Annotated in this window: 21 protein-coding genes and 1 pseudogene; 13 read left to right on the top strand and 9 right to left on the bottom strand. The window is 65.6% G+C overall.

Annotated features, from left to right (window positions below; all coding sequences use genetic code 11):
* The first annotated feature begins 61 nt into the window (after positions 1-61).
* Together WBP07_RS03020 and WBP07_RS03015 are read left to right on the top strand one after the other, a co-directional pair.
* Positions 62-1,045 carry a hypothetical protein gene (locus WBP07_RS03020; protein ID WP_395394196.1) on the top strand — a complete coding sequence of 328 codons (984 nt, stop codon included), beginning with the start codon at positions 62-64 and terminating at the stop codon, positions 1,043-1,045.
* Between the two features lie 48 nt (positions 1,046-1,093).
* Positions 1,094-1,318 carry a hypothetical protein gene (locus WBP07_RS03015; RefSeq protein ID WP_395394195.1) on the top strand — a complete coding sequence of 75 codons (225 nt, stop codon included), beginning with the start codon at positions 1,094-1,096 and terminating at the stop codon, positions 1,316-1,318.
* Here the strand turns inward: WBP07_RS03015 and WBP07_RS03010 are convergent.
* Positions 1,308-1,856, bottom strand: coding sequence for a DNA-deoxyinosine glycosylase (locus WBP07_RS03010; protein ID WP_395394194.1), 549 nt, complete (start codon positions 1,854-1,856; stop codon positions 1,308-1,310). The genes WBP07_RS03015 and WBP07_RS03010 overlap by 11 nt on opposite strands.
* A gap of 12 nt (positions 1,857-1,868) precedes the next feature.
* Complete coding sequence (locus tag WBP07_RS03005) at positions 1,869-2,807, bottom strand: glutaminase (protein WP_395394192.1); 939 nt, start codon at positions 2,805-2,807, stop codon at positions 1,869-1,871.
* 273 nt (positions 2,808-3,080) lie between these two features.
* Here WBP07_RS03005 and WBP07_RS03000 point away from each other — a divergent pair, with 273 nt between their 5' ends.
* The 6 genes from WBP07_RS03000 to WBP07_RS02975 all read left to right on the top strand — a co-directional run bounded on the left by WBP07_RS03000 (position 3,081) and on the right by WBP07_RS02975 (position 10,155).
* Complete coding sequence (locus WBP07_RS03000; RefSeq protein ID WP_395394191.1) at positions 3,081-4,493, top strand: aspartate aminotransferase family protein; 1,413 nt, start codon at positions 3,081-3,083, stop codon at positions 4,491-4,493.
* Positions 4,493-6,199, top strand: a complete 1,707-nt coding sequence (locus tag WBP07_RS02995; RefSeq protein ID WP_395394190.1) for a glycosyltransferase family 39 protein — start codon at positions 4,493-4,495, stop codon at positions 6,197-6,199. Before WBP07_RS03000 ends, WBP07_RS02995 begins: the two co-directional genes overlap by 1 nt.
* Before the next feature lie 76 nt (positions 6,200-6,275).
* The gene (locus tag WBP07_RS02990; protein WP_395394189.1) at positions 6,276-7,271 is read left to right on the top strand and encodes a UbiA family prenyltransferase; all 996 of its coding nucleotides are present in this window, start codon (positions 6,276-6,278) and stop codon (positions 7,269-7,271) included.
* Between the two features lies 1 nt (position 7,272).
* On the top strand, positions 7,273-7,659 hold the full coding sequence (locus WBP07_RS02985) for a hypothetical protein (protein ID WP_395394188.1): 387 nt from the start codon (positions 7,273-7,275) through the stop codon (positions 7,657-7,659).
* Positions 7,656-9,125, top strand: a complete 1,470-nt coding sequence (locus WBP07_RS02980; protein ID WP_395394187.1) for a GMC family oxidoreductase N-terminal domain-containing protein — start codon at positions 7,656-7,658, stop codon at positions 9,123-9,125. The genes WBP07_RS02985 and WBP07_RS02980 overlap by 4 nt, the downstream gene beginning before the upstream one ends.
* 1 nt (position 9,126) lies before the next feature.
* Positions 9,127-10,155: an NAD-dependent epimerase/dehydratase family protein gene (locus WBP07_RS02975; protein WP_395394186.1), complete on the top strand. Its 1,029-nt coding sequence runs from the start codon at positions 9,127-9,129 to the stop codon at positions 10,153-10,155.
* A 64-nt stretch (positions 10,156-10,219) separates the two neighbouring features.
* On the opposite strand, the gene alaS is transcribed toward WBP07_RS02975, so the two are convergent.
* From alaS to smpB, 5 genes are all read right to left on the bottom strand, one after another.
* The gene (alaS, locus tag WBP07_RS02970) at positions 10,220-12,880 is read right to left on the bottom strand and encodes an alanine--tRNA ligase (protein ID WP_395394185.1); all 2,661 of its coding nucleotides are present in this window, start codon (positions 12,878-12,880) and stop codon (positions 10,220-10,222) included.
* Between the two features lie 326 nt (positions 12,881-13,206).
* Positions 13,207-14,283 (bottom strand): recombinase RecA, encoded by a 1,077-nt coding sequence (gene recA / locus WBP07_RS02965; RefSeq protein WP_395394183.1) that lies wholly within the window; start codon positions 14,281-14,283, stop codon positions 13,207-13,209.
* Between the two features lie 110 nt (positions 14,284-14,393).
* Complete coding sequence (locus WBP07_RS02960; RefSeq protein WP_395394182.1) at positions 14,394-16,841, bottom strand: ATP-binding protein; 2,448 nt, start codon at positions 16,839-16,841, stop codon at positions 14,394-14,396.
* Positions 16,838-17,458 (bottom strand): DUF2062 domain-containing protein, encoded by a 621-nt coding sequence (locus tag WBP07_RS02955; RefSeq protein WP_395394181.1) that lies wholly within the window; start codon positions 17,456-17,458, stop codon positions 16,838-16,840. Before WBP07_RS02955 ends, WBP07_RS02960 begins: the two co-directional genes overlap by 4 nt.
* On the bottom strand, positions 17,455-17,937 hold the full coding sequence (smpB, locus tag WBP07_RS02950; protein ID WP_395394180.1) for an SsrA-binding protein SmpB: 483 nt from the start codon (positions 17,935-17,937) through the stop codon (positions 17,455-17,457). The genes WBP07_RS02955 and smpB overlap by 4 nt, the downstream gene beginning before the upstream one ends.
* A 210-nt stretch (positions 17,938-18,147) precedes the next feature.
* Here smpB and WBP07_RS02945 point away from each other — a divergent pair.
* From WBP07_RS02945 to WBP07_RS02935, 3 genes and pseudogenes are all read left to right on the top strand, one after another.
* Positions 18,148-19,956: pseudogene (locus tag WBP07_RS02945) on the top strand (alpha/beta fold hydrolase); the annotation flags it as partial.
* The gene (locus WBP07_RS02940; RefSeq protein ID WP_395395709.1) at positions 19,853-20,182 is read left to right on the top strand and encodes an alpha/beta hydrolase family protein; all 330 of its coding nucleotides are present in this window, start codon (positions 19,853-19,855) and stop codon (positions 20,180-20,182) included. The pseudogene WBP07_RS02945 and the gene WBP07_RS02940, both read left to right, overlap by 104 nt.
* Positions 20,183-20,686: 504 nt before the next feature.
* Complete coding sequence (locus WBP07_RS02935; protein WP_395394179.1) at positions 20,687-21,175, top strand: hypothetical protein; 489 nt, start codon at positions 20,687-20,689, stop codon at positions 21,173-21,175.
* Between the two features lie 183 nt (positions 21,176-21,358).
* Here the strand turns inward: WBP07_RS02935 and dapA are convergent, their stop codons facing one another.
* On the bottom strand, positions 21,359-22,240 hold the full coding sequence (gene dapA / locus WBP07_RS02930) for a 4-hydroxy-tetrahydrodipicolinate synthase (protein WP_395394178.1): 882 nt from the start codon (positions 22,238-22,240) through the stop codon (positions 21,359-21,361).
* 79 nt (positions 22,241-22,319) lie between these two features.
* On the opposite strand from dapA, the gene WBP07_RS02925 reads away from it, so the two are divergent.
* Positions 22,320-24,284 (top strand): lytic transglycosylase domain-containing protein, encoded by a 1,965-nt coding sequence (locus WBP07_RS02925; protein ID WP_395394177.1) that lies wholly within the window; start codon positions 22,320-22,322, stop codon positions 24,282-24,284.
* Positions 24,285-24,514: 230 nt separating this feature from the next.
* Here the strand turns inward: WBP07_RS02925 and WBP07_RS02920 are convergent, their stop codons facing one another.
* Positions 24,515-25,879 (bottom strand): glycoside hydrolase family 27 protein, encoded by a 1,365-nt coding sequence (locus WBP07_RS02920; protein WP_395394176.1) that lies wholly within the window; start codon positions 25,877-25,879, stop codon positions 24,515-24,517.
* 129 nt (positions 25,880-26,008) lie between these two features.
* Here WBP07_RS02920 and greB point away from each other — a divergent pair, with 129 nt between their 5' ends.
* Positions 26,009-26,494 carry a transcription elongation factor GreB gene (gene greB, locus WBP07_RS02915; RefSeq protein ID WP_395394175.1) on the top strand — a complete coding sequence of 162 codons (486 nt, stop codon included), beginning with the start codon at positions 26,009-26,011 and terminating at the stop codon, positions 26,492-26,494.
* Positions 26,495-26,540 lie beyond the last annotated feature (46 nt).

Genomic DNA, 26,540 nt, shown 5'->3' with positions numbered 1-26,540 from the left:
CCGGCTGCAAGGCGGCCATCGGAGGAAACGCATGTCGATCACCGGATCCGCCCCAGGCCCGATGCGAAACCTCGCATGGCTGGCGCTTCCAGTATTCGGCATCGCGCTCGCCAGACTGGCCTGTCACAGCCGCTTGGCGGAACGGCATCCGCGGATAACCGCGCTGCTGTTCGTATGGATCACGGCCGATACACTGGTGCTGTCGCTGATGGCCCGCACCGGAGACCACCCTCCTTCGCGCGAAGCCGTGCTTGCCCGGCTGGCCAGCGCGGCGCTGATCGTGCTGCTTGGTGCGCCGCCGGCAGTGCGCGATGGCCTTGGGGCGATGCCGGCCATTCCCGAGGCACTGGCGATTACGCTGCTGCTCCATACCGGCTGGTCGCTGCTGCGCGCGGGTAAGGCTTGGCGAGCCAGCGTTCCCGGCGAGCGCTGGCGCATGGCGGCAATGCAAATCCTGCCCGAGCGGCTGCTGCGCCTCGCCATGGCCGAAGTGACCGTTCTTCGCATGGCGCTTGCCGGATGGGGCGCAAGGCCGGACGTACCCGGCGGTGCCCTGCCCTTCACGTATCACCGCCATCTCGCGCCAATGATGGGCGCACTGCTCGCCCTGCAAGCCATCGAAATCGCCGTGCTTGATGTGGTGCTGCGATTGTGGAGCCCGCGCATCGCGAATGTGCTGCTGGAATTGGGAATCGTGGCTCTGCTCTACTTCGTGGGCCTGATCCGATCGCTGCGACTGCGTCCTATCCTGCTGACCGATAAGGGATTGCGGGTTCGCAGCGGCCTGCTTGTCGAGCGATGCGTGGCTTACCGGGACATTGCCGGACTCGCACCCGAAATCTCGGCAGCCGAAGTCAAGTCCGGCGCCACGCACAACATGGCGCTGCTGGCATGGCCTAACGTGGTAGTAAGGCTTGCCAGCCCCATTGAGCGAAAGCCGCTGCTGCGCGCTAGGCCGCCGATCCGGGCGATTGCCTTTCGCGTGGATGACCCGGCTGCCTTCAATGCCGCACTGACTGCGCGCCTGCGTTCTGAAAACCGTTAACAAGCGCGCGAAATTGCGCCACAGGCTGGCCGTTTTGCAGGATATGCGATGACCGAAGACGAAAACCAGCCACTGGACAGAGCCCAAAGGCGGTTGCTGCGGCGCGTTTACAACGGGCGGACAGTGCCCATCGTGGTCGATGGCACGCCGTTCCTCACGTACAAGGAAGCCGCGAAGTATCTGGAATCGCTGCCGCCTGAGCAGCGCGAGGCGGCCTATGCGGTGATGAAGACCTTTGCCGGAAACCGGAAAGGCGAAGCGGCTACGGATTGATCGGCTGGTCCAGATAGTCCCCGATCCTTCGCCACAGTTCCAGCTTCGCGGTCTTCGGCATGCTGGCATGCGCGCCGCTGGAGGATGGCAGGTCGATCAGGGCCCAGCGGCTCTCCTGCCCGGTCAGTTGCCGGCGCCCGTCGCGGGCCGCCTTGCCGCCGTTGAAGCCGATCGCGCGCAAGTTCGGCAGCGTGGCGGCGAAGGCGGCAAGGTCGCGGTGCGTCGCGTCACGGATCGCAGCGTCCAGACTGCCCTTGCGTCTGGCGCTTTCGATCACGTCCCACAGCCCCACGCCATGCCTCTGCAGCGCGGCCAGCCTCTCGGCATAGGGCATCGCGGGCAGCGCGGTTTCGCCCAGCACTTCGCCGATAAGCCACCAGAAGGCGTTGCCCGGGTTGGCGTAATATTGCCCTGCCGCCAATGACTTCTCGCCCGGCAGGCTGCCCAGCAGCAGGACCCGCGTATGCCCGTCCACGCAAGGCGGGAAACTGGTTTTGACGGCGGCGGCAGGTGCGGCCGATGGCGTTTCACGGTTCATGCGAGGCCGCCCTCACGGCGCGCCGAAGCGCGGCTCGAACACCGACCATCCGGTGCGCTGCACCAGCCGCTCCAGCGCAATCTGGCCCAGCTGCGAATTGCCGCTTGGGTTGAGGCCGGGCGACCAAACCGCGATGCTGGCGATCCCGGGCGCCACCGCCAGGATGCCACCGCCCACGCCGGACTTGCCCGGCAGGCCGATGCGATAGGCAAAATCGCCCGAATTGTCGTAGTGCCCGCAGGACATCATCACGGCATTGATACGCCGCGCGCGTCGGGCGGTGATCAGGCGGTGGCCGTTGGACAGGCCGCCGTCCATCAGATAGCGGCCGGCCAAAGCCAGTTGCCGGCAGCTCATCGCCAGCGCGCAATAGTGGAAATAGGTGCCCAGCACGAGGTCCACCTCACCCTCGATATTGCCGAAGGCGCGCATGTAGTTGGCCAGCGCCTTGTTGCGAAAGCCGGTGTCCTGTTCGGCACGCGCCACCGCTTCGTCTATGCCGATGCTGTCGTCACCCGCTAGTTCGCGCACGAAGCGCAGCATCTGGCCGATCGCCTCACGCGGTTGGTGGTGGCCCAGCAGCACGTCGGTCACCACGATGGCCCCGGCATTGATGAACGGGTTGCGCGGGATGCCATGTTCGTTTTCCAGCTGGACGATCGAGTTGAAGGCGCTGCCCGAAGGTTCCCGCCCCACGCGTTTCCAAAGCTGGTCCCCCACCGCGCCCAGTGCCAGCGTCAGCGCGAAGACCTTGGAGATCGACTGGATGGAGAATGCCTCCTCCGCGTCGCCCGCAAGGTGCGTCTCGCCCTTTGCAGTGACCACGGCGATGCCGAATTTTTCGACCGGCACTTGGGCCAGCGGCCGGATATAGTCCGCCACTTTGCCGCGATGTTCCATGCCGCGCATCTCGGCGGCGATCTCGGCCAGGATGCGGTCAAGGCTGTCCATGGTCGAAATTCCCCGGATCGATAGGATGGCCGGCGACGTCCGGTCGGGTTCCCTCTGCCGCAACCGGGTGGCCCGGGCAAGCGAGAGAGGGACAATCGGACTATCCTAAATTGCTGCCGGGTCAGCCTGGCCACTCCGATGGAGAAACCGGCGGTGCCACCCTGATGGCCTTCGGGATTATAAAGTCCTGTAGATTCTGCCGCCCCCCGAATGCCCGTAGACTTGCTCCCTTGGATGGGCCCGTTTGAACGGAAATGTGGGGAGCGGTCTCGCGTGGCGACACAGCTATCGACGGCAAGCGAAACGATATCGGAACAGGGCCGCGCAACGCTTCGGCGGGACCGGAAGGCCCGGCGCGACCTGCTGACGCTGGGGCAGAGCCTTGCGCTTGACGAAGCGACGGTGCGGGACCTTCATGCCGCCCATCTCGACCGGCATGCCATGCAGTTCCGCGCGGCGCTGGGCCTGCGCGAGATGGATATCGTCAGCGCACAGGGCTGCGAGATCACGCTGCGCGGCGGGCGGCGTGTGCTGGATTTTTCGGGCGGTTTCGGCGCACTCGGCCTGGGCCACAACCATCCGCGCGTGATCGCGGCGGAACGGCGCTGCCATGAGGCGCTGGTGCTCGATTGCATCAAGATCGCGCCGCACAAGCTGCAAGGCGCGCTGGCCTACAATATCGCGCGTTTCCTGCCCGAACCGCTCGACGTCTCGTTCCTTGCCGTCTCCGCGGCGGAGGCGAACGAGGCGGCGATGAAGCTGTGCGAACGTGTGCAGACGCCGAAGGGCAAGACCCGGTTCCTTTGCGTGGACGGAATGGAAGGCGAGGATGCAAACGGCTCCGACGGGCTCCGGATGGGCGGGTTCCAGATGGGCGTGCCCCGGGAAAACCTGATCCATTGCCGCTATGGCGACATCGCTGCGCTGCGCGAGGCGATCGAGCGTGAGGCCGCCAAAAGTGAGGACGGCGGGCAAAACGCGATCATCGCAGTGATGGTGGAGACACTGCACGGCGCCTCCTGCGAGACTCCGCCGCCCGGTTACTTCCACGACTTGGTCGAGATCTGCGCCGCAAACGACATCCTGACGGTGTTCGACGAAACGAAAGTGGGCATGGGCCGCACCGGCCTGTTCTGCGCTTTCCAGCATGAGGACGCGGTGCCCGATATCGTCACGCTGGCGAAAACGCTGGGCGGCGGCAAGCGTGAGATCGGCGCCATGGTCACCTCCCAGTCGCTGTTCGACAAGGCTTACGGCAATACGCAGGACTGCAACCTGCACAGTTCCAGCTTCTCCGGCATGGGTGAGACCTGCGCCGTCGCCATAGAGACGCTGAACGTGCTGGCCGAGGAACGCCTGATCGAGCGGGCCGGAGCAATGGGCACCCACTTGCGCGGCGGGCTGGAGCGGCTTCACGCCCGATATCCCCGCCGCATCACCGCGCTGCGCGGCAAGGGGTGCTTCCAGGCCATCGAACTCGATCCGGGCGTCGACGTCGCCACCGTCGCGGGCGCGCTCTACGAACGGCACGACATCCTCACCCACTACCTGCCCGACGCGCCGCGCGTGCTCCACTTCATGCCGCCCTACGTGGTGAGCGAGACGCAGATCGACCGCCTGCTGGGCGCACTCGACGCGGAAATCGACGCCATCGACCGCGAAGCGAGCGAAGGGATGCCGCACTGATGGACATGACCGCATCGACAGCCCTGCCGAAAGGCGGGCCGGCCTTCGACCGCGAAACGGCCGCAAGCCGGAGCGGCTCGGCTGCCCGGATCGCGTGCATGCTGCTGATGGCCGTGGCCTTGGCGATGTTCGCGTTGAACATTCATCACGGCATCGGCGTCTATCCCGACAGCACGCGGTACATGGGCATCAGCCCGGTGCCTTACGACGCGCCGGTCTATCACTGGATGCTGGTGGGCGGCCACGCGCTGGGCCCATCGCTGATGACCGTGGCCGCCGTGCTGGCCGCGCTGTTCCTCTGCACCAACGTCCTGCTGATCTTTGCGCTGGTGCGGCGCGCCAGCGGGGATTGGCGGTTTGCCGCCGCGGCCACCGCGATCATCATTCTGGCCCCGCAATTCGTCACGCTCCACTCCGGCGCGATGTCCGAAGCGCCGTTCATGACCTTCATGATGGCCACCATGTGGTTCGCCTTGGACTACTTCCAGCACGGCCGCCGCCGCGACCTGCTGCTGGCCTCCATCCTGCTGGGCGTGGCGACGCTGACGCGCTTCACCGGGCCCCCGCTGGGCGCAGCGATCGCGCTGGTGATCCTGGCCCGCCCCGCGGTTCCGCTGGGCCGCCGCGTGGTCGATTGCGCGCTGCTGGCGCTGGCCGGTGGCGCCCTGTTCTTCGGCTGGGTTGTCTGGAGCACCGAGACCGTGGGCCACTCCATCGGCCGCGATCTGGTGTTCTATGGCAACATGGGGGCGCGGCAGTGGCACAACAATCTGGAAACGCTGGCCGCGTGGCTGTTTCCCGATGAGGTGCCACTGCCGCTGCGCGTCGCGCTGCTGCTGGCGGTGATCGGCTTCGCGGGCTGGCAGAGCCTGCGGCAATGGCATCGCTGGCGCTTGTCGACGGCGGAGAGCCCGGACCTGCGGGCAGCGTTCTCGCTGGTGCTGGCGATCTTCGTGGTCGCCTACCTGGCCTTCGTCTGGCTTTCCACGTCGCTGGAGGCCAACCTGTCGCTGAACGGGCGCTACGCGCTGCCGGCCTATTTCGCCTTCATGATGCTGCTGGCCGTGGAGGCGAGCGCGCTGGACCGTAGTGGCAAGGGCGCGCGCAAGAGCGAGCGCATCGTGCTGGCCGCCCTGGCCGTGCTGGCGCTGGCGGTGATGGGATCGCACACGGTGCGCTCCGCCGTGCGCACGCATCAGGTCTATGCCAAGGGCTTTGGCTATTCCGCGCGCATCTGGAGCGAATCGCCGACCATCGCGGCGGTCCGCACCCTGCCCGCCAATGCCGTGATCTATTCGAACGGCCCCGAAGTGATCGCCCTGCTGGACGAGCGCGCCGCGCTGGTTTCCCCGCATGAGCGCCAGCTCCGCACCGACCGGCCGGAGCCGGGCAACCCCGCCAGCCGCCAGATCGACGCGATCCGCGCGCGCGCCGCGGTGGGCGACGTGCCGGTCTATCTGGTGATCTTCGACAATGTAGACTGGCGTTTCTACCTCACGCCCGAGGAGACGCTGGTGCGCGATCTTTCGCCGCAAGTCGTGACCCGCCTCACCGACGGGCGCGTCTACCGCGTGCTGCCCGCGCCGGCACAGCCGGTGCACGTACAGCCCACGCCGGCACAGCCGGTGCACGTACAGCCCGCGCCGGCACAGTCGGTGCACGTACAGCCTGCCCCGGCGCAGCCCGTTTCAGGCCCGCGCCCATGATCGTCCCGCACCGCATCGCTACCACCGCCGCTTCATCTGGCTCCAGCCCGGCCTAATGCACCAGGAGAATCCGCAGATGCCCGCTTCCGTGTCCATGGAGAGCCGTACTGCCCGGCTGCGCGATTATCTCAGCCTTGCGCGGTTCGATCACATTTCCAAGCACGTGTTCGTCATCCCGGGCCTGATCCTGGCTTATGCCCTGCGCGAACCTTCGCTGCTGGACGCGCCGCAGCGGGTGGTGATCGGCTTCATCGTGGCCATTGCGATCGCGTCCGCCAACTACGTCATCAACGAATGGCTGGATCGCGAGTTCGACGCGCATCACCCCTCCAAGCATCATCGCAAGGCGGTGTCGCTGCAACTCTCGCCCGCGCTGGTCTACCTGGAATATGCGGCCTTCGCGATCGCCGGCCTGCTGCTGGCGGCGTGGATGGGCCGGCCGTTCTTCATCTGCGCGCTGGTGTTCCTGATCTCCGGGCTGGTCTACAACGTGCGGCCGATCCGATCGAAGGACCGGCCGTTCCTGGACGTCATTTCCGAATCGGTGAACAACCCGATCCGCCTGACGCTGGGCTGGCTGATGCTCGATCCCACCAGCATGCCGCCTGCCAGCCTGTTGCTGGCCTACTGGACCGGCGGCGCCTTCCTGATGGGATCCAAGCGCCTGTCGGAATATCGCGACATCACCGCCAGCGTCGGGATCGAGACGCTGAAGCGCTATCGCAAGTCGTTCGGCGGCTACACGGCGGAAAGCCTGATCGTCAGCTGCCTGACTTACGCGATGCTATCCTCGTTCTTCCTGGGCGTGTTCCTGATCAAGTACCGCATCGAATACGTGCTGGCCTTCCCGTTCATCACCGGGCTGTTCGGCTGCTACCTCTGGCTCTCGATGCTGCCGGACTCCATTGCGCAGCGGCCTGAGCGCATGTTCCGTTCCCGCCGGTTGATGACGATGCTGGGCGTGAACATCTGCGTGCTGCTGCTGGTGACGTTCTGGGACGTGCCCAGCCTCGATTCGCTGACGGATCGCAGCTTCACGCCGGTGGACATGGTGGATGGCCCGGGCAAGTAGGATGCACGCGCGCCCTTCCCGCATCGCCCGGATCGTCGGCCCGTTGGTGGACACGCTGGTGGACGAACAGTGCGCCACCGTGCGTGAGGATGCGCGCGCACAAGTCCGTGCCTATATGCTGGCCACGCTCGCCGCCATGCCGGATTTCTTCCGGTTGGGCTTTCACATCCTGGCCTACCTGTTCGAATTCACGCCGATCCTGCATGGAGAGCGGCGCTTCTCACGGCTGGTGCTGGCGCGGAGGCAGGCGCATGTCGCCCGCTGGCGCGGATCGTCGCTGGGGCCGATGCGTTCGATGATCGCGTTCTATGCCAGCTTTTCCGCCTATGGCCTCTATTCGGCCGCCTACCCCGCCGCAATCGCCGAAGGGGGCAGGATCGCCGCATGAGCGCCGATGGCATCGAACCGGCCAAACGCCGGACCAGCGAGATCGAAACCGCAGACGTAATCGTGATCGGCTCCGGCCCGGGCGGCGCGGTCAGCGCCACCGAACTGGCCTGCGCCGGGCACGCGGTGCTGATGGTGGAGGAAGGCGCGCACGTGCCGATCGCCCAGATGCCCCACTTCTCGCGTGATGAGATGCTGTTCAAATATCGCAATGCCGGGGTCAGCGTGGCGATGGGCGGCAGCAAGCTGGCCTGGGTGGAAGGCCGCTGCGTGGGCGGCGGCAGCGAAGTCAATCGTGGGCTCTATCACCGCACGCCGGACTATATCCTGGACGACTGGCGCCGCAGCTTCGGCGTGGACGATCTCGACCTTGCCGGCATGACCCCGCATTTCGAAGCGTGCGAGCAAGTCGCGCTGGTCGAATACGTGGCCGGGCGCCCGTCCGAAATGTCGCAGATGCTGCACCGGGGCGCGAGCGCCAACGGCTGGCACGCGATCGAGACGCCCCGCCTGTTCCACTATCGCGGGGACGGCAGCGGAGAGCGGCAATCGATGTCCGCCACTTTCGTCCCGCGCTTCCTGGCCGCCGGAGGCCGGCTTTCTCCCTCCACCCGGATCGACCGCCTGCGCCGCGCCAACGGCATGTGGATCGCCGAAGGCAGCCGCGCCGATGCGTCGGGCACGCGCCGCCCGGTCAGCTTCCGCGCGCCCGTGGTGATCGTCGCCTGCGGGGCGGTGCAGACCCCCGCGCTGCTGCGCCGTTCCGGGCTGACACGCAACATCGGCAACTCGCTGCGCTTCCACCCGATGGTCAAGGTGGTCGCCGAATTCGACCATGAGGTGAACCGGCCGGGCGATTCCGATCCGGTCCACCAGATCAAGGAATTCGAACCGCGCTTCGGCATGGGCTGCTCGATCAGCAATCCCGCGATGCTGGGCATGGCGCTGGCCGGGCGGGAAGATGCATGGAGCCTGATCGCCGAACGCTGGCGGTCCATGGGCATCTACTACGTCCAGAGCGGCGTCGGCACCGCATCGGTGCGCAACATGCCCGGCTTTCGCGATCCCTTCGTGCGCATTCGCTTCGCGCAGGAGGAACTGCGCGTGCTGGCGGAGGGGCTGGCACGGCTGGCGCAGGCGCTGTTCGCGGCGGGCGCGCTGCGCGTGCATCCCTGCGTCACCGGCTATCCCACGCTCCATTCGCCCGCCGACATCGCCCGCCTGCCCGAACTGCTGGCGGCGGCGGACGGCGCGCTGACTTCGGTGCACGTCTTCTCCTCCTGCCCGATGGGTGAGGACGAGCGGCGCTGCGCGGCCGATTCCTTCGGCCGGGTCCATGGTGCCGAGGGGCTCTACATCGGCGATGCATCGCTGCTGTGCACGCCCACCATGGTCAATCCCCAGGGCACCGTCATGGCCGTGGCGCACCGCAATGCGCAGGCGATGATGGCGCATCGGTTCCACTAGCATGGCGCAGCACCTGATCGTCGGCGGATCGGGCTTCATCGGCGCCCGCCTGGCCGCACGGTTGCACGCGCGGGGCGAACGGGTGCGCGTGCTGGATGTGGTGGACGATCCCGCCCGCCCGGCCGAAATCGAATTCGTGCCCGGCAGCGTCACCGATCCCGCCGCCGTTTCCGCCGCGATGCGTGGCGTGGACGTGGTCCACCACAATGCCGCGCTGGTCGCCCAGTCTGCGGCGGGGCGCGACTATTACCGCGTGAACGAGGGGGGCGCCGCGATCGTCGCCGAAACCGCCGTCCGCGCCAAAGTGCGCATGGTCGTGCATCTCAGCACCACGGCGGTTTACGGCCTGCCCCCGAATGGCCCGATCACCGCCGCCACCGTGCCCCAACCCATCGAGGACTATGGCCGCTCCAAACTGGCGGGAGAGCGGGCCATGCAGGCGATCTGCGACGCGGCGGGCATTCCGGTCGTCACCATTCGCCCGCGCGTGACGCTGGGCGCCGGGCGGCTGGGCATCTTCGCCATCCTGTTCGACTGGATCCGCGCCTCCCGCCGGGTCTACGTGATCGGAGACGGCCATCAACGCCAGCAGTTCATCCATGTGGACGATCTGATCGACTTCCACTTGCACGCCGTTGCCATGGGCCGGCCGGGCACGTGGAATGTCGGCACCGACCGCTTCGGCACCTTGCGAGAAGATCTGGGCGCGCTGATCGATCACGCCGCCTCCCGCTCACGCGTTACCGGGCTGCCGGTCGCCCCGTCGACGGCGGCGCTGCACGCTCTGCACAAGCTGGGCCTCTCTCCGCTGACCGCCTGGCACTATCGCACGTACCACCGGGATTGCCATTTCGACGTGGCCCCACTGCTGGCGACGGGTTGGCGACCGCGTTATGCCAATTTCGACATGCTTTGCGAAAACTACGACTGGTTCCTGGCGCAGAAGCCCAGCGCGGTGGACCGTGCCGCCTCACCCCACCGCCGCATGCTGGAACAGCGCGCCCTGCGGGTGCTGAAGGCGCTTTCCTGAAACGACCGAGGGCGCCGACACCAAGTGCCGACGCCCTCCGCCTGAACTTCACAGGATGGCAGGATCAGCCCGCCAGCGCGGCCTTCACCGCGGCGATGGCGTCGGCCGCCTTGTCGCCGTCCGGACCGCCGCCCTGCGCCATGTCGGCACGGCCGCCGCCGCCCTTGCCGCCCAGCGCCTCTACGCCCTTGCGGACGAGATCGACGGCGCTGATCGTACCGGTAAGGTCATCGGTGACGGCTGCGGCGATGCTGGCCTTGCCCTCGTTCACCGCGACGATCGCGGCGACGCCCGAACCCATGCGCTGCTTCGCCTGATCAAGCAGGCCGCGCAGTTCCTTGGGATCGAGCCCGTCCAGCACCTGGCCCGAGAACTTGACGCCATTGACCTCTTCATCGGCCGCCTCAGCCTTCGCGCCGCCGCCACCGAGGGCCAGCGCCTTCTTGGCTTCGGCCAGTTCGCGCTCCAGCTTGCGGCGTTCCTCGACCAGCGCGGTGACGCGGGCCTCGACCTCTTCGGGCGTGGTGCGCAGCACGCTGGCAGCGCTCTTCAGCGCTTCCTCGCGGCCGACCAGCCACTGACGTGCACCTTCGCCGGTCAGCGCTTCGATACGGCGCACGCCGGACGAAACTGCGCTTTCCGAAACGATGCGGAACACGCCGATGTCGCCGGTGGCGCGCACGTGGGTGCCGCCGCAAAGCTCGACCGAATAAGTGCGCTCACCCTCGGCGCTCTTCGCGGTAGTGCCCATCGACAGCACGCGGACTTCGTCGCCATACTTTTCACCGAACAGCGCCATGGCGCCGGCCTCGATGGCGTCTTCCGGCGTCATCAGGCGGGTGAGAACCGGATCGTTGGCGCGGATTTCGGCGTTCACTTCCGCCTCGATCGCGGCGATATCCTCGGCCGAGAGCGCGGTGGGGTGCGAGAAGTCGAAGCGCAGACGCTCGGCAGCGACCAGCGAACCCTTCTGGGTGACGTGGCCGCCCAGGCGGTTGCGCAGCGCGGCGTGCAGCAAGTGCGTGGCCGAGTGGTTGGCGCGCACGGCATCGCGGCGCGCAACGTCGACCGTCAGGTTGACGGCATCGCCCACCTTGATCGTGCCGGCCTCTACCGTGCCGCTCATCGCATGAAGGCGACCAAGCGGCTTCGACGTGTCGGACACCGCGATCTTCAGGCCGTTCGCGCCTGCAATCGTGCCGCGATCGCCTTCCTGTCCACCCGATTCGCCGTAGAACGGCGTCTGGTTGGTCAGCACGACAACCTGCTCGCCAGCGGTGGCGGACTGGACTTCCTTGCCGCCCTTCACCAGCGCCACGACCTGGCCTTCGCCGGTGGTCGAGGCATAGCCGGTGAATTCGCTGGCGCCTTCGCGCTCGGCAATGTCGAACCAGACTTCGCTGTCCGCAGCCTGGCCGGAGCCCTTCCAGGCGGCGCGGGCGGCGGCCTTCTGCTGGGCCATGGCGGCGTCGAAGCCGGCACGGTCCACGGCGATGCCGCGCGAACGCAGTGCGTCCTCGGTCAGGTCGTAAGGGAAACCGTAAGTGTCGTAGAGCTTGAACGCGGTCTCGCCCGGAAGCTCGCCGCCCTCGCCCATGTCGCCGGTGGCTTCGTCCAGCAGCTTGAGGCCGTTGGCCAGCGTGCGGCGGAACTGAACTTCCTCGCGCTCCAGCGTTTCCTCGATCAGCGGCTGCGCGCGGCCCAGTTCCGGATAGGCCTGGCCCATTTCGGCAACCAGCGAAGGCACCAGACGGTGCATCAGCGGATCCTTGGCGCCCAGCAGGTGCGCGTGGCGCATGGCGCGGCGCATGATGCGGCGCAGGACGTAGCCGCGACCTTCGTTCGAGGGCAGAACGCCATCGGCCAGCAGGAAGCTGGTGGAACGCAGGTGGTCCGCGATCACGCGGTGGCTGGCGCGCTGCTCACCCTCGGCGGCAACGCCGGTCAGGCTTTCGGACGCAGCGATCAGCGCCTTGAAAGTGTCGATGTCGTAGTTGTCATGCACGCCCTGCATGACCGCCGAAATGCGCTCAAGGCCCATGCCGGTATCGATCGAAGGCTTGGGCAGGTTGCCGACGATCTCGCCAGCGGCCTGCTCGAACTGCATGAACACGAGATTCCAGATCTCGATGAAGCGGTCGCCGTCCTCTTCCGGCGATCCCGGAGGGCCGCCCCAGATGTGGTCGCCGTGGTCGAAGAAGATTTCCGAGCACGGGCCGCACGGGCCTTCGTCGCCCATCGCCCAGAAGTTGTCCTTCGTGGGGATGCGGATGATCTTCGATTCCGGCAGGCCGGCGATCTTCTTCCAGAGGTCGAAGGCTTCGTCGTCTGTGTGGTAGACGGTGACGAGCAGCTTCTCGACCGGAAGGCCCCATTCCTTGGTCAACAGGGTCCAGGCGTGCGTGATCGCCTGTTCCTTGAAGTAATCGCCGAACGAGAAGTTGCCCAGCATCTCGAAGAAGGTGTGGTGACGCGCGGTGTAGCCGACATTGTCGAGATCGTTGTGCTTGCCGCCGGCGCGGACGCACTTCTGCGAGGATGTGGCGCGCGGCGCGAAGGGCGTTTCAAGACCGGTGAAAATGTTCTTGAACGGCACCATGCCGGCATTCACGAACATCAGCGTCGGGTCGTTATAAGGAACGAGCGGCGCTGACGGAACGGCCTCATGGCCGTTCTTGGCGAAGTAGTCGAGGAAGGACCGGCGGATCTCGTTGGTCGTGTGCATGATCGCGCCGATAATGCAGCCGCGCGGCGGCGGCAAGCGGGTTGCAACGGTCAGACTGTTCGGGAATTGCGATATCTCGTCCTGCGTGGCGGGAACGACACCCTTGTTGGGCTTAAATCGCCTTGGGCGCGGCTGTACTTGCCACCGGGGTGAAGCGGTGTTCCGTTCGACAGCGCTTGCGAAAAGAAAGCGGGGCCCCCGCCTTCGCGGGGGCGACGAAACGCTTTAACGTCCAACGCAGTTTGTCGCCGAACATTATGACTGCAAAGAAAAACCCCAGCCTTGTGGGGCCGGGGTTTTCTTATCTCTAGCAGAGATCGCCGAACTTATTCGACGTCGTCGTCCTCCGACGGGCCGACCATCATCTCTTCGGCCAGACCGTCGGTCTTGGCGCGGATCGCCTTTTCCAGACGCTCGCAGACTTCGGGGTTCTGCTTCAGATAGGTCTTCGAGTTCTCACGACCCTGACCGATACGGATCGAGTCGTAGGAGAACCATGCGCCCGACTTCTCGACGATGCCGGCCTTGACGCCGAGGTCGAGGATTTCGCCGATCTTCGAGACGCCTTCGCCATACATGATGTCGAATTCGACCTGCTTGAACGGCGGGGCGACCTTGTTCTTCACGATCTTGACGCGGGTGGCGTTGCCGACGACTTCGTCACGATCCTTGATCGCACCGGTACGGCGGATGTCGAGACGGACCGAAGCGTAGAACTTCAGCGCGTTACCACCGGTGGTGGTTTCCGGGTTGCCGTACATCACGCCGATCTTCATGCGCAGCTGGTTGATGAAGATCACCATGCAGCGCGAACGGCTGATCGAACCGGTCAACTTGCGGAGCGACTGGCTCATCAGGCGGGCCTGAAGGCCGACGTGGCTGTCGCCCATCTCGCCTTCGATTTCGGCGCGGGGAACCAGAGCGGCGACCGAGTCGACCACCAGCACGTCGATCGCGTTCGAACGCACCAGCGTATCGACGATTTCCAGCGCCTGTTCACCGGTGTCGGGCTGCGAGACGATCAGTTCGTCGATATTGACGCCCAGCTTCTTGGCATAGACCGGGTCCAGCGCGTGTTCGGCGTCGATGAACGCGGCGGTGCCGCCAGTCTTCTGCGCTTCGGCAATGCAGTGCAGTGCCAGCGTGGTCTTGCCCGAGCTTTCCGGCCCGTAGATCTCGATCACGCGGCCGCGCGGCAGGCCGCCGACGCCCAGAGCAATGTCGAGGCCGAGCGAACCGGTGGAGATCGCTTCGACCTGCATGGTCTCCTTGGAGCCCAGCTTCATCGCGCTGCCCTTGCCGAACGCGCGGTCGATCTGCGCGAGGGCGGCTTCCAGCGCCTTCTGACGGTCCATCGCTTCCTTTTCCTTGCCTTCCTGGATCAGCTTGAGCTGAGCAGCCATTTCACTTCCCCTTTGCTACCGGCCTGACCAGAAAGGTCAACGTCATGGGGAACGATGTATCCTCTTTGTTCCAGTAGAACAAGAGGGGAACTTTGGCTATTTTCCGATTTTTAATGCCGCGCCATGCGCGCCAGAACATCCCCGACTTTTTCGGAGAGCTGCTGCACCGAGAACGGCTTCGGCATGAACCACGCATTGGCGATGCCGATTTCCTTGCGCAGCTGCTCTTCCGCATAGCCCGACATGAACAGCACCGGCAGTCCGGGCGCAATGCGGCGAACCTCGCGCGCCATCGCCGGACCGTCCAGCGTGGGCATCACCACGTCGGACACCACCAGATCGAACCGGCCGCCCTGCTGGACCAGTTCCAGCCCCTCCTCGCCATCGCGCGCGCACGTCACCTGATAGCCCTGCCGCGTGAGCGCGCGTTCGGCGACGATGCGCACCGGATCCTCATCCTCCACCAGCAGGATCGATCCGCCGCCGGCCCACTGGCTGGGCGGCGCCTCATCCTTGATGGCCGGCACGCTCGTCTCGCCGGGCGCCATGTGATGCACCGGCAGGTAGACCACGAAGCGCGTGCCAAGGCCCATTTCGCTTTCCGCGAAAATGAAGCCGCCGGATTGCTTGACGATGCCGTAGACGGTCGAGAGGCCGAGCCCGGTGCCCTTGCCCTGCTCCTTCGTGGTGAAGAACGGTTCGAATATCTTGCCCAGATGCTCTGGCGGGATGCCGCTGCCGGTGTCCTGCACGATCAGCGCGGTATAGTCGCCCGCCGGAATGATCTCGCTGCGCATGGCCCGCACGTCGGTGGTGGTGACGCGGTGGGTGGCGAGCGTCAGCGTGCCCGAACCGTCCGAGCCCTTTTTCATCTGCATGGCGTCGCGCGCGTTGACCGCGAGGTTGACGATCACCTGCTCCAACTGCGTCGGATCCGCGCGAACGGGGCCGAGATCCCGGTCATGGGTGACGACGAGCTGGATCTTCTCGCCGATCAGGCGGCGCAGCATCTGCGAAACGTCCGCCACCACGTCCGGCAGCTGGAGCACTTCGGGCCGCAGCGTCTGCTGGCGCGAGAAGGCCAGCAGCTGACGCGTCAGCGAGGCGGCGCGGTTCGAGTTCGCGCGGATCTGCTGGATGTCGTCATAGTCCGAATCGCCCGGCGTGTGGCGCATCAGCATAAGGTCGCAGGTGCCCAGGATCGCGGTGAGCACGTTGTTGAAATCGTGCGCGACGCCGCCGGCCAACTGCCCCACGGCCTGCATCTTGGTGGCCTGCGCCACCTGCCGCTTGAGGCGCGTTTCCTCCGATGTGTCGGTCAGACCCAGCAGTACCGCCGCCTCGCCCAGCCCGCGCACGCCGGCAAGGCTGAGCGAGACCGGATCGTCGGGCAGTTCGGCCAGCCGCACGGCGATATCGCCCGCTGCCGAGGGCCCCTGCGCAAAACGACGAATCGCTTCGGACAGCGCGCGCTTGTCTTCCTTGGTGACGAGGTCGGTCGGATACGTCGGCGGAACGTGTCCTTCGCGACCCGCCGCCCGCATGAAAGCAGGGTTGGCGAACAGCAGGCGCCCGTCGCGGTCGGCCATGGCAAGGCCGAGCGGAAGCTGACTGAGCAATGCTTCAAGATGCGGCGCGGCGGTGCCGCTGCTGCCGCCTGCCCCGATGCCCTGCCCGGCCTCCACCACCAGCATCAGCGCCGGCGTGGTATTCGGATCGGGATCGCCGGGAAGATCGGGATCGGCCACCGGCACGTGATAGAGCACCAGCGGCCCGCCGCGCCCACTCTCGCGCGCCCAGCCGATCCGCTCACCCTCTTCCTGGCTGAGCAGCGACACGAAATCGAGCCCGGTCATGTCCGCCAGCGCATCGCCGGTGGCGCGCTGGGCGAAACCGGCGCTGGCGGCGCGGATGGTCCCGTCCGGATCGACCAGCGCGGCGGATATGCCGGCGCGGGTCAGGCCCTTGCCCAGCTTGCCGTCCACCTGCCTGGCCATGTCGCCAACCAGATCGACCGCGCTGACCGACTGGATACGCCAGACCAGAAAATCCTCGCCCCGGCCGGCGCGGCGCACTTCGATGCGCCAGTCGGCCTCGGCACCGCTCGCGCTGCCGTTACCGATCGCGGCGTGCACTTGCGTCACGCCCTGCCCGTCCCGCCAGACGGAGCGGACCAGTTCGGCAACCTGCTCATGCGCGGCGTCGCCCATCGGCAGGCGCGAGGGATCGTGGCCGGCGCCGAACCACGTCTCGTAGCTTGCATTGGCGCATGTGAGGCGGCCGGCGCGGTCCGTCAGCGCGATGGCCATGTCATCGCGGTCGATCGCAGCGACAGTGACGGACCAGTCCGGCAGGGCAAATTCCGTTTCGGCAACGTCCACCCGGCGGTTGGAGATCATCCAGGCAAGGCCCGCCAGGACCAGCAGCGCGCCGGCCAGAATCGCGGCCAGCAAACCGTCCCCGCTTACCAGCCAGACCAGCGCGACGCTCACCGCCAGAGCCAGCCCGATCACTCCCGCTTCGGACAACCTGCCGGTGTGCTGCTGGCCTGCGTTCATGCGATCCCTTCCCTGTCGGCAGCCCTTTCAGCGGCCTTTTCCTCCGCCTCGGTTGCCACTGCCCGGAACGGCGCGCGATTGCGGCGCGCGCGATGCTTGCGGCCGATCCAGTAGCGCCAGAACCATACCGTGAGGAAATAGCTGACGACGGCGGCGATCACCGACTGGATGAACAGCCCGATGACAACCGCAGGCGCGGTGTCGGACAGCATCCAGCCGCGCCACTGCGCCAGGCTCGCCCCCTCCCGCACCATCGCCTCCACCGTCGCGATGTCGGCATGGTAGCCGAAGCTGTTCCCGATCGCCACGGCCACCGGAAGGATGATCAGCAGCGTCGTCACCGGATTGGAGATGAAAGTGATCGCGGCGGCCAGCGGTATATTGCCGCGCACCGGCACGCACATCAGCGCCGCGCCAACGATCTGGACGCCGGGAATCAACGCGAAGATGCCGATGAACATGCCCACCGCCACACCGCGCGGCACCGAGCGGCGGGTGAAGCGGAACAGTTCCGGCCGGCGCGTGAACGGCGCGGTAAAGCGGTTCGCCTCCAACTGCGCGTGCGTGGGCATCTGGCCGTGCAGCCAGGCGCCGAGACGGTGGAGCAGCGCGCTCACCCGTGTTCGCGCAGGATGCGGCCCTGTTCCCGCTTCCAGTCGCGCTCCTTGATCGTATTGCGCTTGTCGGCCGCGTTCTTGCCCTTGGCGAGCGCAAGCTCAACCTTGGCGCGGCCGCGTCCGTTGAAATAGACCGACAGCGGCACCAACGTCATGCCCTTGCGCTCTACCGAGCCTTGCAGGCGCGCGATCTCACGCTCCTTCAGCAGCAGTTTGCGCGGACGCTTCGGCGTGTGGTTGAAGCGGTTGCCATGGCTGAATTCGGGCACGTTGGAATTGACCAGCCAGCACTCCCCGCCCTTGATTTCGGCATAGGCCTCGGCAATCGAGCCCTCACCAAAGCGCAACGACTTCACTTCGGTACCGGTCAGGACGATGCCGGCTTCGAAGACCTCGTCGATGTGGTATTCGAAGCGCGCACGACGGTTCTCGGCTACGGACTTCTTCTTGTCGAATGTAGGGTGCTGCGGACGTGCCATATCGAAGCGGCATTTAGGGTTTCCCGCGCAAAAAGGAAACGTCCGTTTAAACGATTTGCGACCGTATGGACGCCGGGCCGCACGGATCGCCGCCGCAAACACGCCAATCGCGCTGCAAAACGGCCCATTCTTCGCTCAAAACTCGGCAAAAGGCAGAGGATAACAAGTATTTAATCGCGCTGACGCGGCGCCAACCCCTTGCCGTTTCATATGGGCATGGAAATAGCTGCCGAATTCCAGGGGGAAATTACGAAGATGAAGTCACGTATGCGCTGCGCGCAAGCCATCCTGCCGGTTGCAGCGCTGGCGGCGTTCTGGTCGGCTCCGATCCTTGCCGCGGTGGAGCAGCCGGCCACTGCGCCGGCCCTGTCCGGCCCGCCGCCGCTGGATGCCTATGGCGAACTGCCGCGCGTGGAAGATGCGGCAATCTCCCCCGATGGCCGCAACATCGCCAGCGTCTCGCAGATCGAGGGGGATCGTCGCGTCGCCGTGATCGACGAGACCGGAAAGGTCGTCTTCAACACATCTTCCGGCAAGGCCAAGGTGCGATCGATCAAATGGGCGGACAACGATACCGTCCTGCTGACCAACAGCGCCACGGTGCCGGTGTTCGGCTTCACGGCGGCCAAGTACGAACTGTACGGCACGATCATCTTGCCGATCTCCGGCGGCGGCGCGGCGGGCATGGTGTTCAGCAAGAACAAGAACATCGCCAATACCACGACCGACCAGTTCGGCATCCGCACGATCGGCGGCAGGACGGTGGGCTTCTTCGGCGGCATCGCGCTCGACAGTTCGGCCGGCGGCGATCCGCAGTTCGTCCATGGTCGCACCACGCTCTATGCGGTAGACATCAAGACCAACCGCCCGCGCGTGGCCGCCCTCGCCCCGGCAGAGGATCACGGTCGCGACTGGCTGATCGACGGATCGGGCCAGATCGCCGCCACGCTCGATATCGACGAGAACAAGGGTTCCTGGAGGATCACCACGCCCAAGGGCCCGGAACTGGCGCGCGGTGTGGACCCGACCGGCCATGTCAGCCTGATCTGCTTCGGCAAGGACGGCAGCACCGTCCTCTATTCGATCCGCGACAAGGAAAACATCACGCGCTGGTTCGAGGTCCCGCTGGCCGGCGGTGAGGCTCGCGAGATTTTTTCCGAAGACAAGATCGATCGCATCTTCACCGATCGCAGCAACGGCCGCCTGCTGGGCTATCGCCTTGGTGACGACACCTCATCCACCGTGATGTACGATCCGGCCCAGCAGATGGCGTTGACCAAGATCTTCAAGGCGTTTCACGGCCGCGACCCGCATCTGATCGACTGGACGCCGGACTTCAAGAAAGTGCTACTTTCCACCAGCGGCAACGGCGACAGCGGCACCTGGTATCTGGTGGACGTGGCCGGCCGCCACGCCGAACCGATCGGCTCCGAACGCCCGGACATCGCGCCCGAACAGGTGGGGCCGATCTCCGTGGTGAAGTACAAGGCGGCCGATGGGCTTGAGATGGATGGTGTGCTGACCCTGCCGCCGGGCAAGGAAGCGAAGAACCTGCCCGTCATCGTCTTCCCCCACGGCGGCCCGGCGAGCGAGGACAAGCCGACGTTCGACTGGTGGGCCCAGGCCTTCGCCTCACGCGGGTATGCGGTATTTCAGCCCAATTTCCGCGGCTCGACCGGGCGGACTGATGAGTTCCGCCACGCTGGCGACGGCCAATGGGGCCGCAAGATGCAGACCGACATTTCGGACGGCCTTGCCGAACTGGTGAAGCGCGGCGTGGTCGATCCCAAGCGCGCCTGCATCGTCGGCGCCAGCTATGGCGGCTATGCCGCACTGGCAGGCGTCACGCTGCAACAAGGGCTCTACCGCTGCGCCGTTTCGGTGGCGGGGATCGGCGACGTGCGGATGATGTACGATACCGACCTTCAGGAAAGCGGCGATTCGCAAATGCTGCGCAAGAACCTGCGCGCGCAATTGGGCGAGCCGTCCGGCTACGACGCGATCTCCCCCCGGCCGCTTCGCAGCCAAGGCCGATGCGCCGGTGCTGCTGATCCATGGCAAAGACGACACCGTCGTCGCCTATCGCCAGAGCACGACCATGGCCGATGCATTGAAGGACGCCGGCAAGCCCTACGAAATGGTCACGCTCGCCAGCGAGGACCACTGGCTGTCACGTGAGGAGACGCGCAAGCGCATGCTCTCGGAAACGATGCGCTTCGTGCAGAAGTACAACCCGGCGGATTGAGGGATATGCTGCGCCTCTCCTACGCCCTGAGACTCAGCGCGGTGACGGTTTGCGCAACAATCGCCCTCGTTGCGGTGTTTGGGAGTTTGGCATCCTACAGCAGGCTCGGAAAAGGACGGGCACAGATGCAGGCGAATCTCGCCCATTTTCGAGCGGCCGGCGGCTTTGTCATGCAATTCCGTGCGGCTCATCAGCGCTATCCCACCAAGGACGAGTTGAACCGATGGACGCGCGGAAAGGGTATCGAACAGTGGGCAAGCACGCTGAGCGGAGATTCCTTTGGAGGCGTTTCGGTTGTATGTACGGACGCGCAACCTGAGCACGATTTTGCACCTCCATCATCGGACACTTACATCCTCAGCAGATGGCGTGGCGAATGGTTCGACTGCTACAGCCTGCCTTCCAGGACAAACAACATCGTCCACCCGCTACCCGGCGAAAACGCCAGATCCCATGTACTACTTTGGACACTCGCAACCCTGATGCTGCTTGTCGGATGGCTGATTGCCCCCTCCCGTCGGCGCCGACTATCGCGAGCTTGATATGGTGCTTCAACAAAAGCCTCGGAACAGTGGGCGGATCAGGATCGGATGGCTGGCGATTGCGCTCTGCCTCGTGGCATTCATCGGATGGTTCTGCCGGATGACGATGGCGATCAGCCATGACAAATCGATAAATTCCGACCTTCAGCGGCTCTGGGATAATCCGCAGGGCCTGCCGCTTGGGGTTGCAGTCCCTGCAAACAATCGCTGGATGCCAAATGCTTTCGTCGCAGACAGGTCTTCAGGCGAGTTCAGAAAAGTCAGTTTGCTGATCCTGGATGACCACTATCGAAGCACGGACCCTGCTTACCTCTCGGAAAACGGGGTAATCGGGGGCGTAATCAGCGGCAACGTCCTATGCTCGATCCCCGTCCAATCGCTACGGAACAATATCGAACTCGATCCGGCTGTCCGCAAGCTGATCGAAGCCGAATGCCCGAATACGCGCTAGCTCCACATTCTTGTCATCCAGCACGATCGAAGTGCTTGCCCTGCCCAGTTCTGGATCATCTTTCCTGATCTCTTCCCCACGCACAGCGATCCCAGCTTGCGCTGGTGTGACGACGTTGTGTGCGAAAACAAAAAGGGCGCCGGCTCGCACCGACGCCCTTCCCTATTCCGTAGAACAATCCGCTCAGACGAGGCCGGCGTGCACCAGCGCGTTGTCCACGGCCTTGCGGGCCTTGTCGCCGCAGGGGACCAGCGGCAGGCGCAGTTCGTTCTCGATCCAGTCGTGGACTTGCGCCAGCGCATACTTGCACGGGCCGGGCGAGCTGTCTTCGAACATGGCGTAGTGCAGCGGGTAGAGCAGGTCGTTGAGGCGGCGTGCTTCCTCAAGGTCGTTCGCCGCACAGGCGGCCTGAAACTCGGCGCAAAGCTTCGGCGCGACGTTCGCGGTTACCGAGATGCAGCCCACGCCTCCCGCCGCGTTGAACGGCAGGGCCAGTTCGTCGTCGCCTGAAAGCTGGCAGAAGTTCTTGCCGATGCCCATGCGGTGGTCGGTCACGCGCGAAAGGTCGCCGCTGGCGTCCTTGATGGCGACGAAACGATCCGGATAGCGACGGGCCAGCTCGATCACGGTTTCGGGCAGCAGGTCGGTCACCGTGCGGCCGGGCACGTTGTAGAGCACGATCGGCAGGTCGTTATGCTCGGCCAGGTAGCTGAAGTGGGCCAGCAGGCCCTCCTGGCTGGGGCGGTTGTAGTAGGGCGCCACCAGCAGCGCGGCCGATGCCCCGCACTTCTTGGAGAAGTTCATGTGCAGCAGCGCGTTCATCGTGTCGTTGCTGCCGCAGCCGGCAATCACGGGCACGCGGCCGGCCGCCTGCTCCACGCAGAGTTCGATCACACGGTGGTGTTCGGCATTCGACAGGGTCGAGTTTTCACCCGTGGTGCCGCAGGGTACGAGTGCCGATGAACCCGAATCAATCTGCCAGTCCACCAGCCGCCGAAAGGCCTGTTCATCGAACGCTCCATCGCGAAATGGTGTAACAAGAGCAGGAATAGACCCCGAGAACATGGACTTTACCTCAGCTGGCGTTCATTCATCGGACGATCGGTCCCGACGTTCAGCGCCTGATAAGGAGCCTTTTCCCCAAATGTCCAGCATGCAGCGTGCCGCCCCCCTCATCCTGCTTGCTTCGACGTTCCTTTCCACGCCCCCTGCGTTGGCGCAGGACGGCCGGGAATGGGACATCGCCAAGGCGCAGCAGATGCAATCGCACGACATGAGCGTGCACCAGTCCATCGACCGCTGGCGACAGCTTACCGCCAGCGACGCCCTCGATTTCGGCACTTATTCCAATTTCCTGATGACCTATCCCGGTTATCCGCTGGAAGACCGCCTGCGCGGCTATGCCGAAAGGGCGCTGACCCGCTATCCGGCGGATGCCAATTCCACGGTCGCCTTCTTCACGCGCTTCCCCCCGCTTTCGAGCGAGGCGGCGGGGCGCTACGCCGTGGCGCTATCGACATTGCAGCGGTCCGACGCCGCGCAGAAGGCCGTGGCCGCCTGGCGCGCAGGCAGCCTGGCGCCGGATGACGAGGCACGGCTGATGTCGATGTACGGCTCGCGCTTCACCCAGGCCGACCACGATGCCCGCATGGACGAACTGCTGTGGCAAGGCGCCACCGATCAGGCCGAGCGGCAGATTTCCTTCGTTTCCACGGCCAATCGTCCGCTGTTCATGGAGCGGCTGTCGATGCTGCAAGGCTCCGCGCCGGGCACCATGGGACTGACGCTGACGCCGCAGATGAATGCGGACCCCGGCTATATCTATGCCCGCGCGGTGCAAGCGCGAAAGTCGGGCAATCTGCCGGGCGAGATCGCGCTGCTGTCCAACCGCCCGCCGCTGTCGAAACCGGTGCCGGAGCCGGAAAAGTGGGTGCGCGAACTGCTGAACGCGGCGCGCGGCGCCGGTTCGGATTCGGCAGTGCGGATCGCCAGCTCGATCGACGATGCCTTCCCGCCGGGCACCGACATCTCCAAGCTGTCGTTCCGCCTGCGTGACGATTACACCACGCTGGTCTGGCTGGGCGGCACCAAGGCGCTGTGGTCGCTGGGCGATGCGCGCCGTGCCGCACCGCTGTTCTACCGCTATGGCGCCGCCGCGCAGACGCCGGGCACGCGGTCAAAGGGCTTCTACTGGGCCGGCCGCGCGCTGTCGCAGGCGGGCGATGCCTCCGGCGCGAACCGCTATTTCGAGATGGCGGCCGCCTATCCGCAATACTTCTACGGCCAGCTGGCGCTGGAACGATTGGGCCGCCCCCTGCCCGATCTGGACACCAAGCCGCGCGGGATGCCCACCTCGGCAGAGCGCAGCGCCTTCATGGCCAAACCGATCACCAAGGCCGTGCGCGACGTTGCCCGCGATGCCGACTGGAAGACCGGCGTGCAGTTCTTCAAGGAAATCTCCGACCAGGCGCAGAGCGAGGCGGACCACGTGCTGGTCGCCGACCTGGCGCGTGAGATCGGCCGGCGCGACCTTGCGGTGATCCTGGGCCAGAGCGCCCATGCCGATGGCTACGGCGATTTCGGCCAGATCGCCTATCCGATGATCCCGACGCCGCCGGGTGCGGACTGGACCATGGTGCACGCCCTCACCCGCCAGGAAAGCCAGTTCGCTCAGAACGCCTTGAGCCATGCCGGTGCGCGCGGACTGATGCAGCTGATGCCGACCACCGCGCGTGAGCAGGCAGGCAAGCTAGGTCTATCTTATGACGACAGCCGGCTGGTCAGCGATCCCACCTACAACATCCAGTTGGGCGATGCCTATTTCGCGCGGATGCGCAATTACTTCGGCGGGTCCTACCCGCTGGCCATCGGTGCCTACAATGCCGGCGCGGGCAACGTGAACAAGTGGCTGGCCGCCAACGGTGATCCGCGCATGGGTTCGGTGGACTGGGTGACCTGGATCGAACAGATTCCGATCTACGAGACCAAGAACTACATCCAGCGCGTGCTGGAGAATGCCGTGGTCTATCAGGCGATGTATCCGGAAAAGGCGGGCAGCCGTAGCAACATGCCGTTGAGCCGATTGATGGGTAAGAACACGCCGGGTTGAGGTTGGCGGGTGACGCGCTGCCATCGAATAGCAGCGCATCACCCGAGCCCACTAACCTCGTCGCCCCCGCGAAGGCGGGGGCCCCGCTTCCTTTTTCCTGCTGCCGCAAGAACAAGCGGGATCCCCGCCTTCGCGGGGATGACGGGGATGTTCGAACGAGATCGGGGAGTCACTGGGCTGGTCCGACCCAACCCAACCCAACCCAACCATGCAACGCCTAAGGCCGTCGATCAGGCCTGCTTGAGGCGATACAGTGCAGAGGCGTGCGAGCGCAGCTTGGCGGTCACGCGGCCCTCGCTCACGCCAAGGTCCTCGCCCTTCCACAGATCACGCACGGTTGCGCGCTGAAGGCCAAGCTCGCGCAAGGGCACGCTTACATCCAGCGGCGCATCGCCGGTGTTGAACAGCGCGAGATAGCGATCCTCACTCCCCTCGGCCCATGCCGACCAGACGCGGGTGTTGTCGGCCAGGAAATGCGGGCGGTTGCCGGTGCTGTGCTGGTTCACCGCCAGAACCTCCCGATTGGTGAGCAGCGCCATGGTCGCATCGTCGATGCCGCGCAGATCGCCGCCCATGATCAGCGGCGAGCGGGCGATGGACCACAGCGTCATCAGCGTCTGCTGCTCGTCGGGCGTGAAGCGGCTGCTGCGCTCGCCAAGGGCAATGCGGCCCAGCGGCAGCATGTCCGCATCGGGCCAGGAACCCGGCCCCGCGAAGGGAGACCAGTTCTCCAGCCGCGTGAACTGCGCGAAGAGTTGCGGCCATTCGTCCCAGAAATCGTCCGAAATGCGCCACATCTGCGCATGCTTGCGTACCTCGCTCCCGCGCGGCACCGGGGTTTCGCCGGGGGAGAGGCTAAGCACGATCGGACGGCCGCAACGGGCGATCGCCTTGGCAGCCGCCTCGATCTCCGGCGCGTGGGCGTCGTAGGGGCGGCTCATGTCGTCCATCTTCACGAAATCCACGCCCCACGAGGCATAGAGGCGGAAGATGCTGTCATAGTATTCCTGCGCGCCGGGCTTGCTCATGTCGACGCCGTACATGTCGGGATTCCACGGGCAGATGCTGGACGTGTCGGCAATGTCCTGCGCGCGGTAGGACGTGCCCAGGATCGGCAGATTCTTCTCGACCGCCAGCCGCGCGATGCCACGCATGACGTGGATACCGAACTTCATGCCCATCGCATGGACCTTGGCGGCGAGTGGCGCGAAACCCTTGCCGCCCTTGGACGAAGGGAACCGGTTCGGCGCCGGGACCAGCCGTCCGTTCGCGTCCAGCGCTGGGACCGGATGGGCGTTGTAGGTATAGCTGTTCGCTTCCGGCTCGTACCACTGGATGTCGACGGTGAAGACGTCGTAGCCGAAGGGCAGCAGCCGATCGCGCATGATCGCGGCGGTTTCCAGCGCCTGCGCCTCGGTAATCGTGCCCGCGAAGCTGTTCCACGAGTTCCAGCCCATCGGCGGACGCGGCGCCAGCGTGGCGCCAGGCACAGTCGGCAATGTGCCGACGCCTTCCGCTGCAACGGCGCGCGCGGCAAGGCCGGCGAACGGCGTGGCGGCGGCAGCGATCAGCGCGGAGCGGCGTGAGATGTCCATGATATCCTCGATCCCGAATGGTTTGCGCTCTTTTGTCGGACTAATTAACCCGATGCAAGCCGTGGAGAAGCCCCTCCTCCTCGGCCTCTCCCCTTGGCCCCACCCGCGACGCCGGATAAGGCTCAGCCGATGAAACCCGCAGGTCCCCCGATCACGCCCGCCGGCATGGCGAAATTGCGCGCCCGCTATGACCATCTGCTCGGCAAGGAGCGGCCGGAAATCGTCGAAATCGTCTCGTGGGCAGCGGGCAATGGCGACCGTTCGGAAAACGGCGACTATCTCTATGGCCGCAAGCGCATGCGCGAGATCGACCGGGAACTGGCCTTCCTCGCCCGCCGCATGAAGGCGCTGCGCGTGGTCGACCCGCGCGAGCAAACCGATCGCGCCAAGGTCTTCTTCGGCGCCACCGTCACGATCGCTGACGAGGACGACAACCACAAGACCGTCACCATCGTCGGCGATGACGAGCAGGACGCTTCGAAAGGCCTGATCGGCTGGAGCGCGCCCATGACCCGGGCCCTGCGCGGTGCGGCCGTGGGCGACCTTCGCATGGTGCGCCTACCCTCCGGCGAGAAGGAATGGGAAGTGATGGAGATCGCCTACCCGACTGCCTGAGGCGGCAAGGGTTCCATTTTCCACCTAGATTCCGCTTGGCCGCACC

This window comes from Novosphingobium oxfordense (assembly GCF_044029435.1).
In the GTDB taxonomy this organism is placed as follows: Bacteria; Pseudomonadota; Alphaproteobacteria; order Sphingomonadales; family Sphingomonadaceae; genus Novosphingobium.
The sequence above is the reverse complement of the archived record's forward strand: the minus strand, read 5'-3'. Positions and strand labels throughout refer to the sequence as shown.

Coding starts and splice junctions, on each gene's coding strand:
- dapA (WP_395394178.1), bottom strand. CDS start 22,240: ATGTTCTCGGGGTCTATTCCTGCTCTTGTTACACCATTTCGCGATGGA.
- WBP07_RS02960 (WP_395394182.1), bottom strand. CDS start 16,841: ATGAACGCAGGCCAGCAGCACACCGGCAGGTTGTCCGAAGCGGGAGTG.
- WBP07_RS02985 (WP_395394188.1), top strand. CDS start 7,273: ATGCACGCGCGCCCTTCCCGCATCGCCCGGATCGTCGGCCCGTTGGTG.
- WBP07_RS03020 (WP_395394196.1), top strand. CDS start 62: ATGCGAAACCTCGCATGGCTGGCGCTTCCAGTATTCGGCATCGCGCTC.
- WBP07_RS02975 (WP_395394186.1), top strand. CDS start 9,127: ATGGCGCAGCACCTGATCGTCGGCGGATCGGGCTTCATCGGCGCCCGC.
- WBP07_RS02980 (WP_395394187.1), top strand. CDS start 7,656: ATGAGCGCCGATGGCATCGAACCGGCCAAACGCCGGACCAGCGAGATC.
- recA (WP_395394183.1), bottom strand. CDS start 14,283: ATGGCTGCTCAGCTCAAGCTGATCCAGGAAGGCAAGGAAAAGGAAGCG.
- WBP07_RS03010 (WP_395394194.1), bottom strand. CDS start 1,856: ATGAACCGTGAAACGCCATCGGCCGCACCTGCCGCCGCCGTCAAAACC.
- WBP07_RS02920 (WP_395394176.1), bottom strand. CDS start 25,879: ATGGACATCTCACGCCGCTCCGCGCTGATCGCTGCCGCCGCCACGCCG.
- alaS (WP_395394185.1), bottom strand. CDS start 12,880: ATGCACACGACCAACGAGATCCGCCGGTCCTTCCTCGACTACTTCGCC.
- WBP07_RS02925 (WP_395394177.1), top strand. CDS start 22,320: ATGTCCAGCATGCAGCGTGCCGCCCCCCTCATCCTGCTTGCTTCGACG.
- WBP07_RS03005 (WP_395394192.1), bottom strand. CDS start 2,807: ATGGACAGCCTTGACCGCATCCTGGCCGAGATCGCCGCCGAGATGCGC.
- WBP07_RS02995 (WP_395394190.1), top strand. CDS start 4,493: ATGGACATGACCGCATCGACAGCCCTGCCGAAAGGCGGGCCGGCCTTC.
- WBP07_RS03015 (WP_395394195.1), top strand. CDS start 1,094: ATGACCGAAGACGAAAACCAGCCACTGGACAGAGCCCAAAGGCGGTTG.
- smpB (WP_395394180.1), bottom strand. CDS start 17,937: ATGGCACGTCCGCAGCACCCTACATTCGACAAGAAGAAGTCCGTAGCC.
- WBP07_RS02990 (WP_395394189.1), top strand. CDS start 6,276: ATGCCCGCTTCCGTGTCCATGGAGAGCCGTACTGCCCGGCTGCGCGAT.
- greB (WP_395394175.1), top strand. CDS start 26,009: ATGAAACCCGCAGGTCCCCCGATCACGCCCGCCGGCATGGCGAAATTG.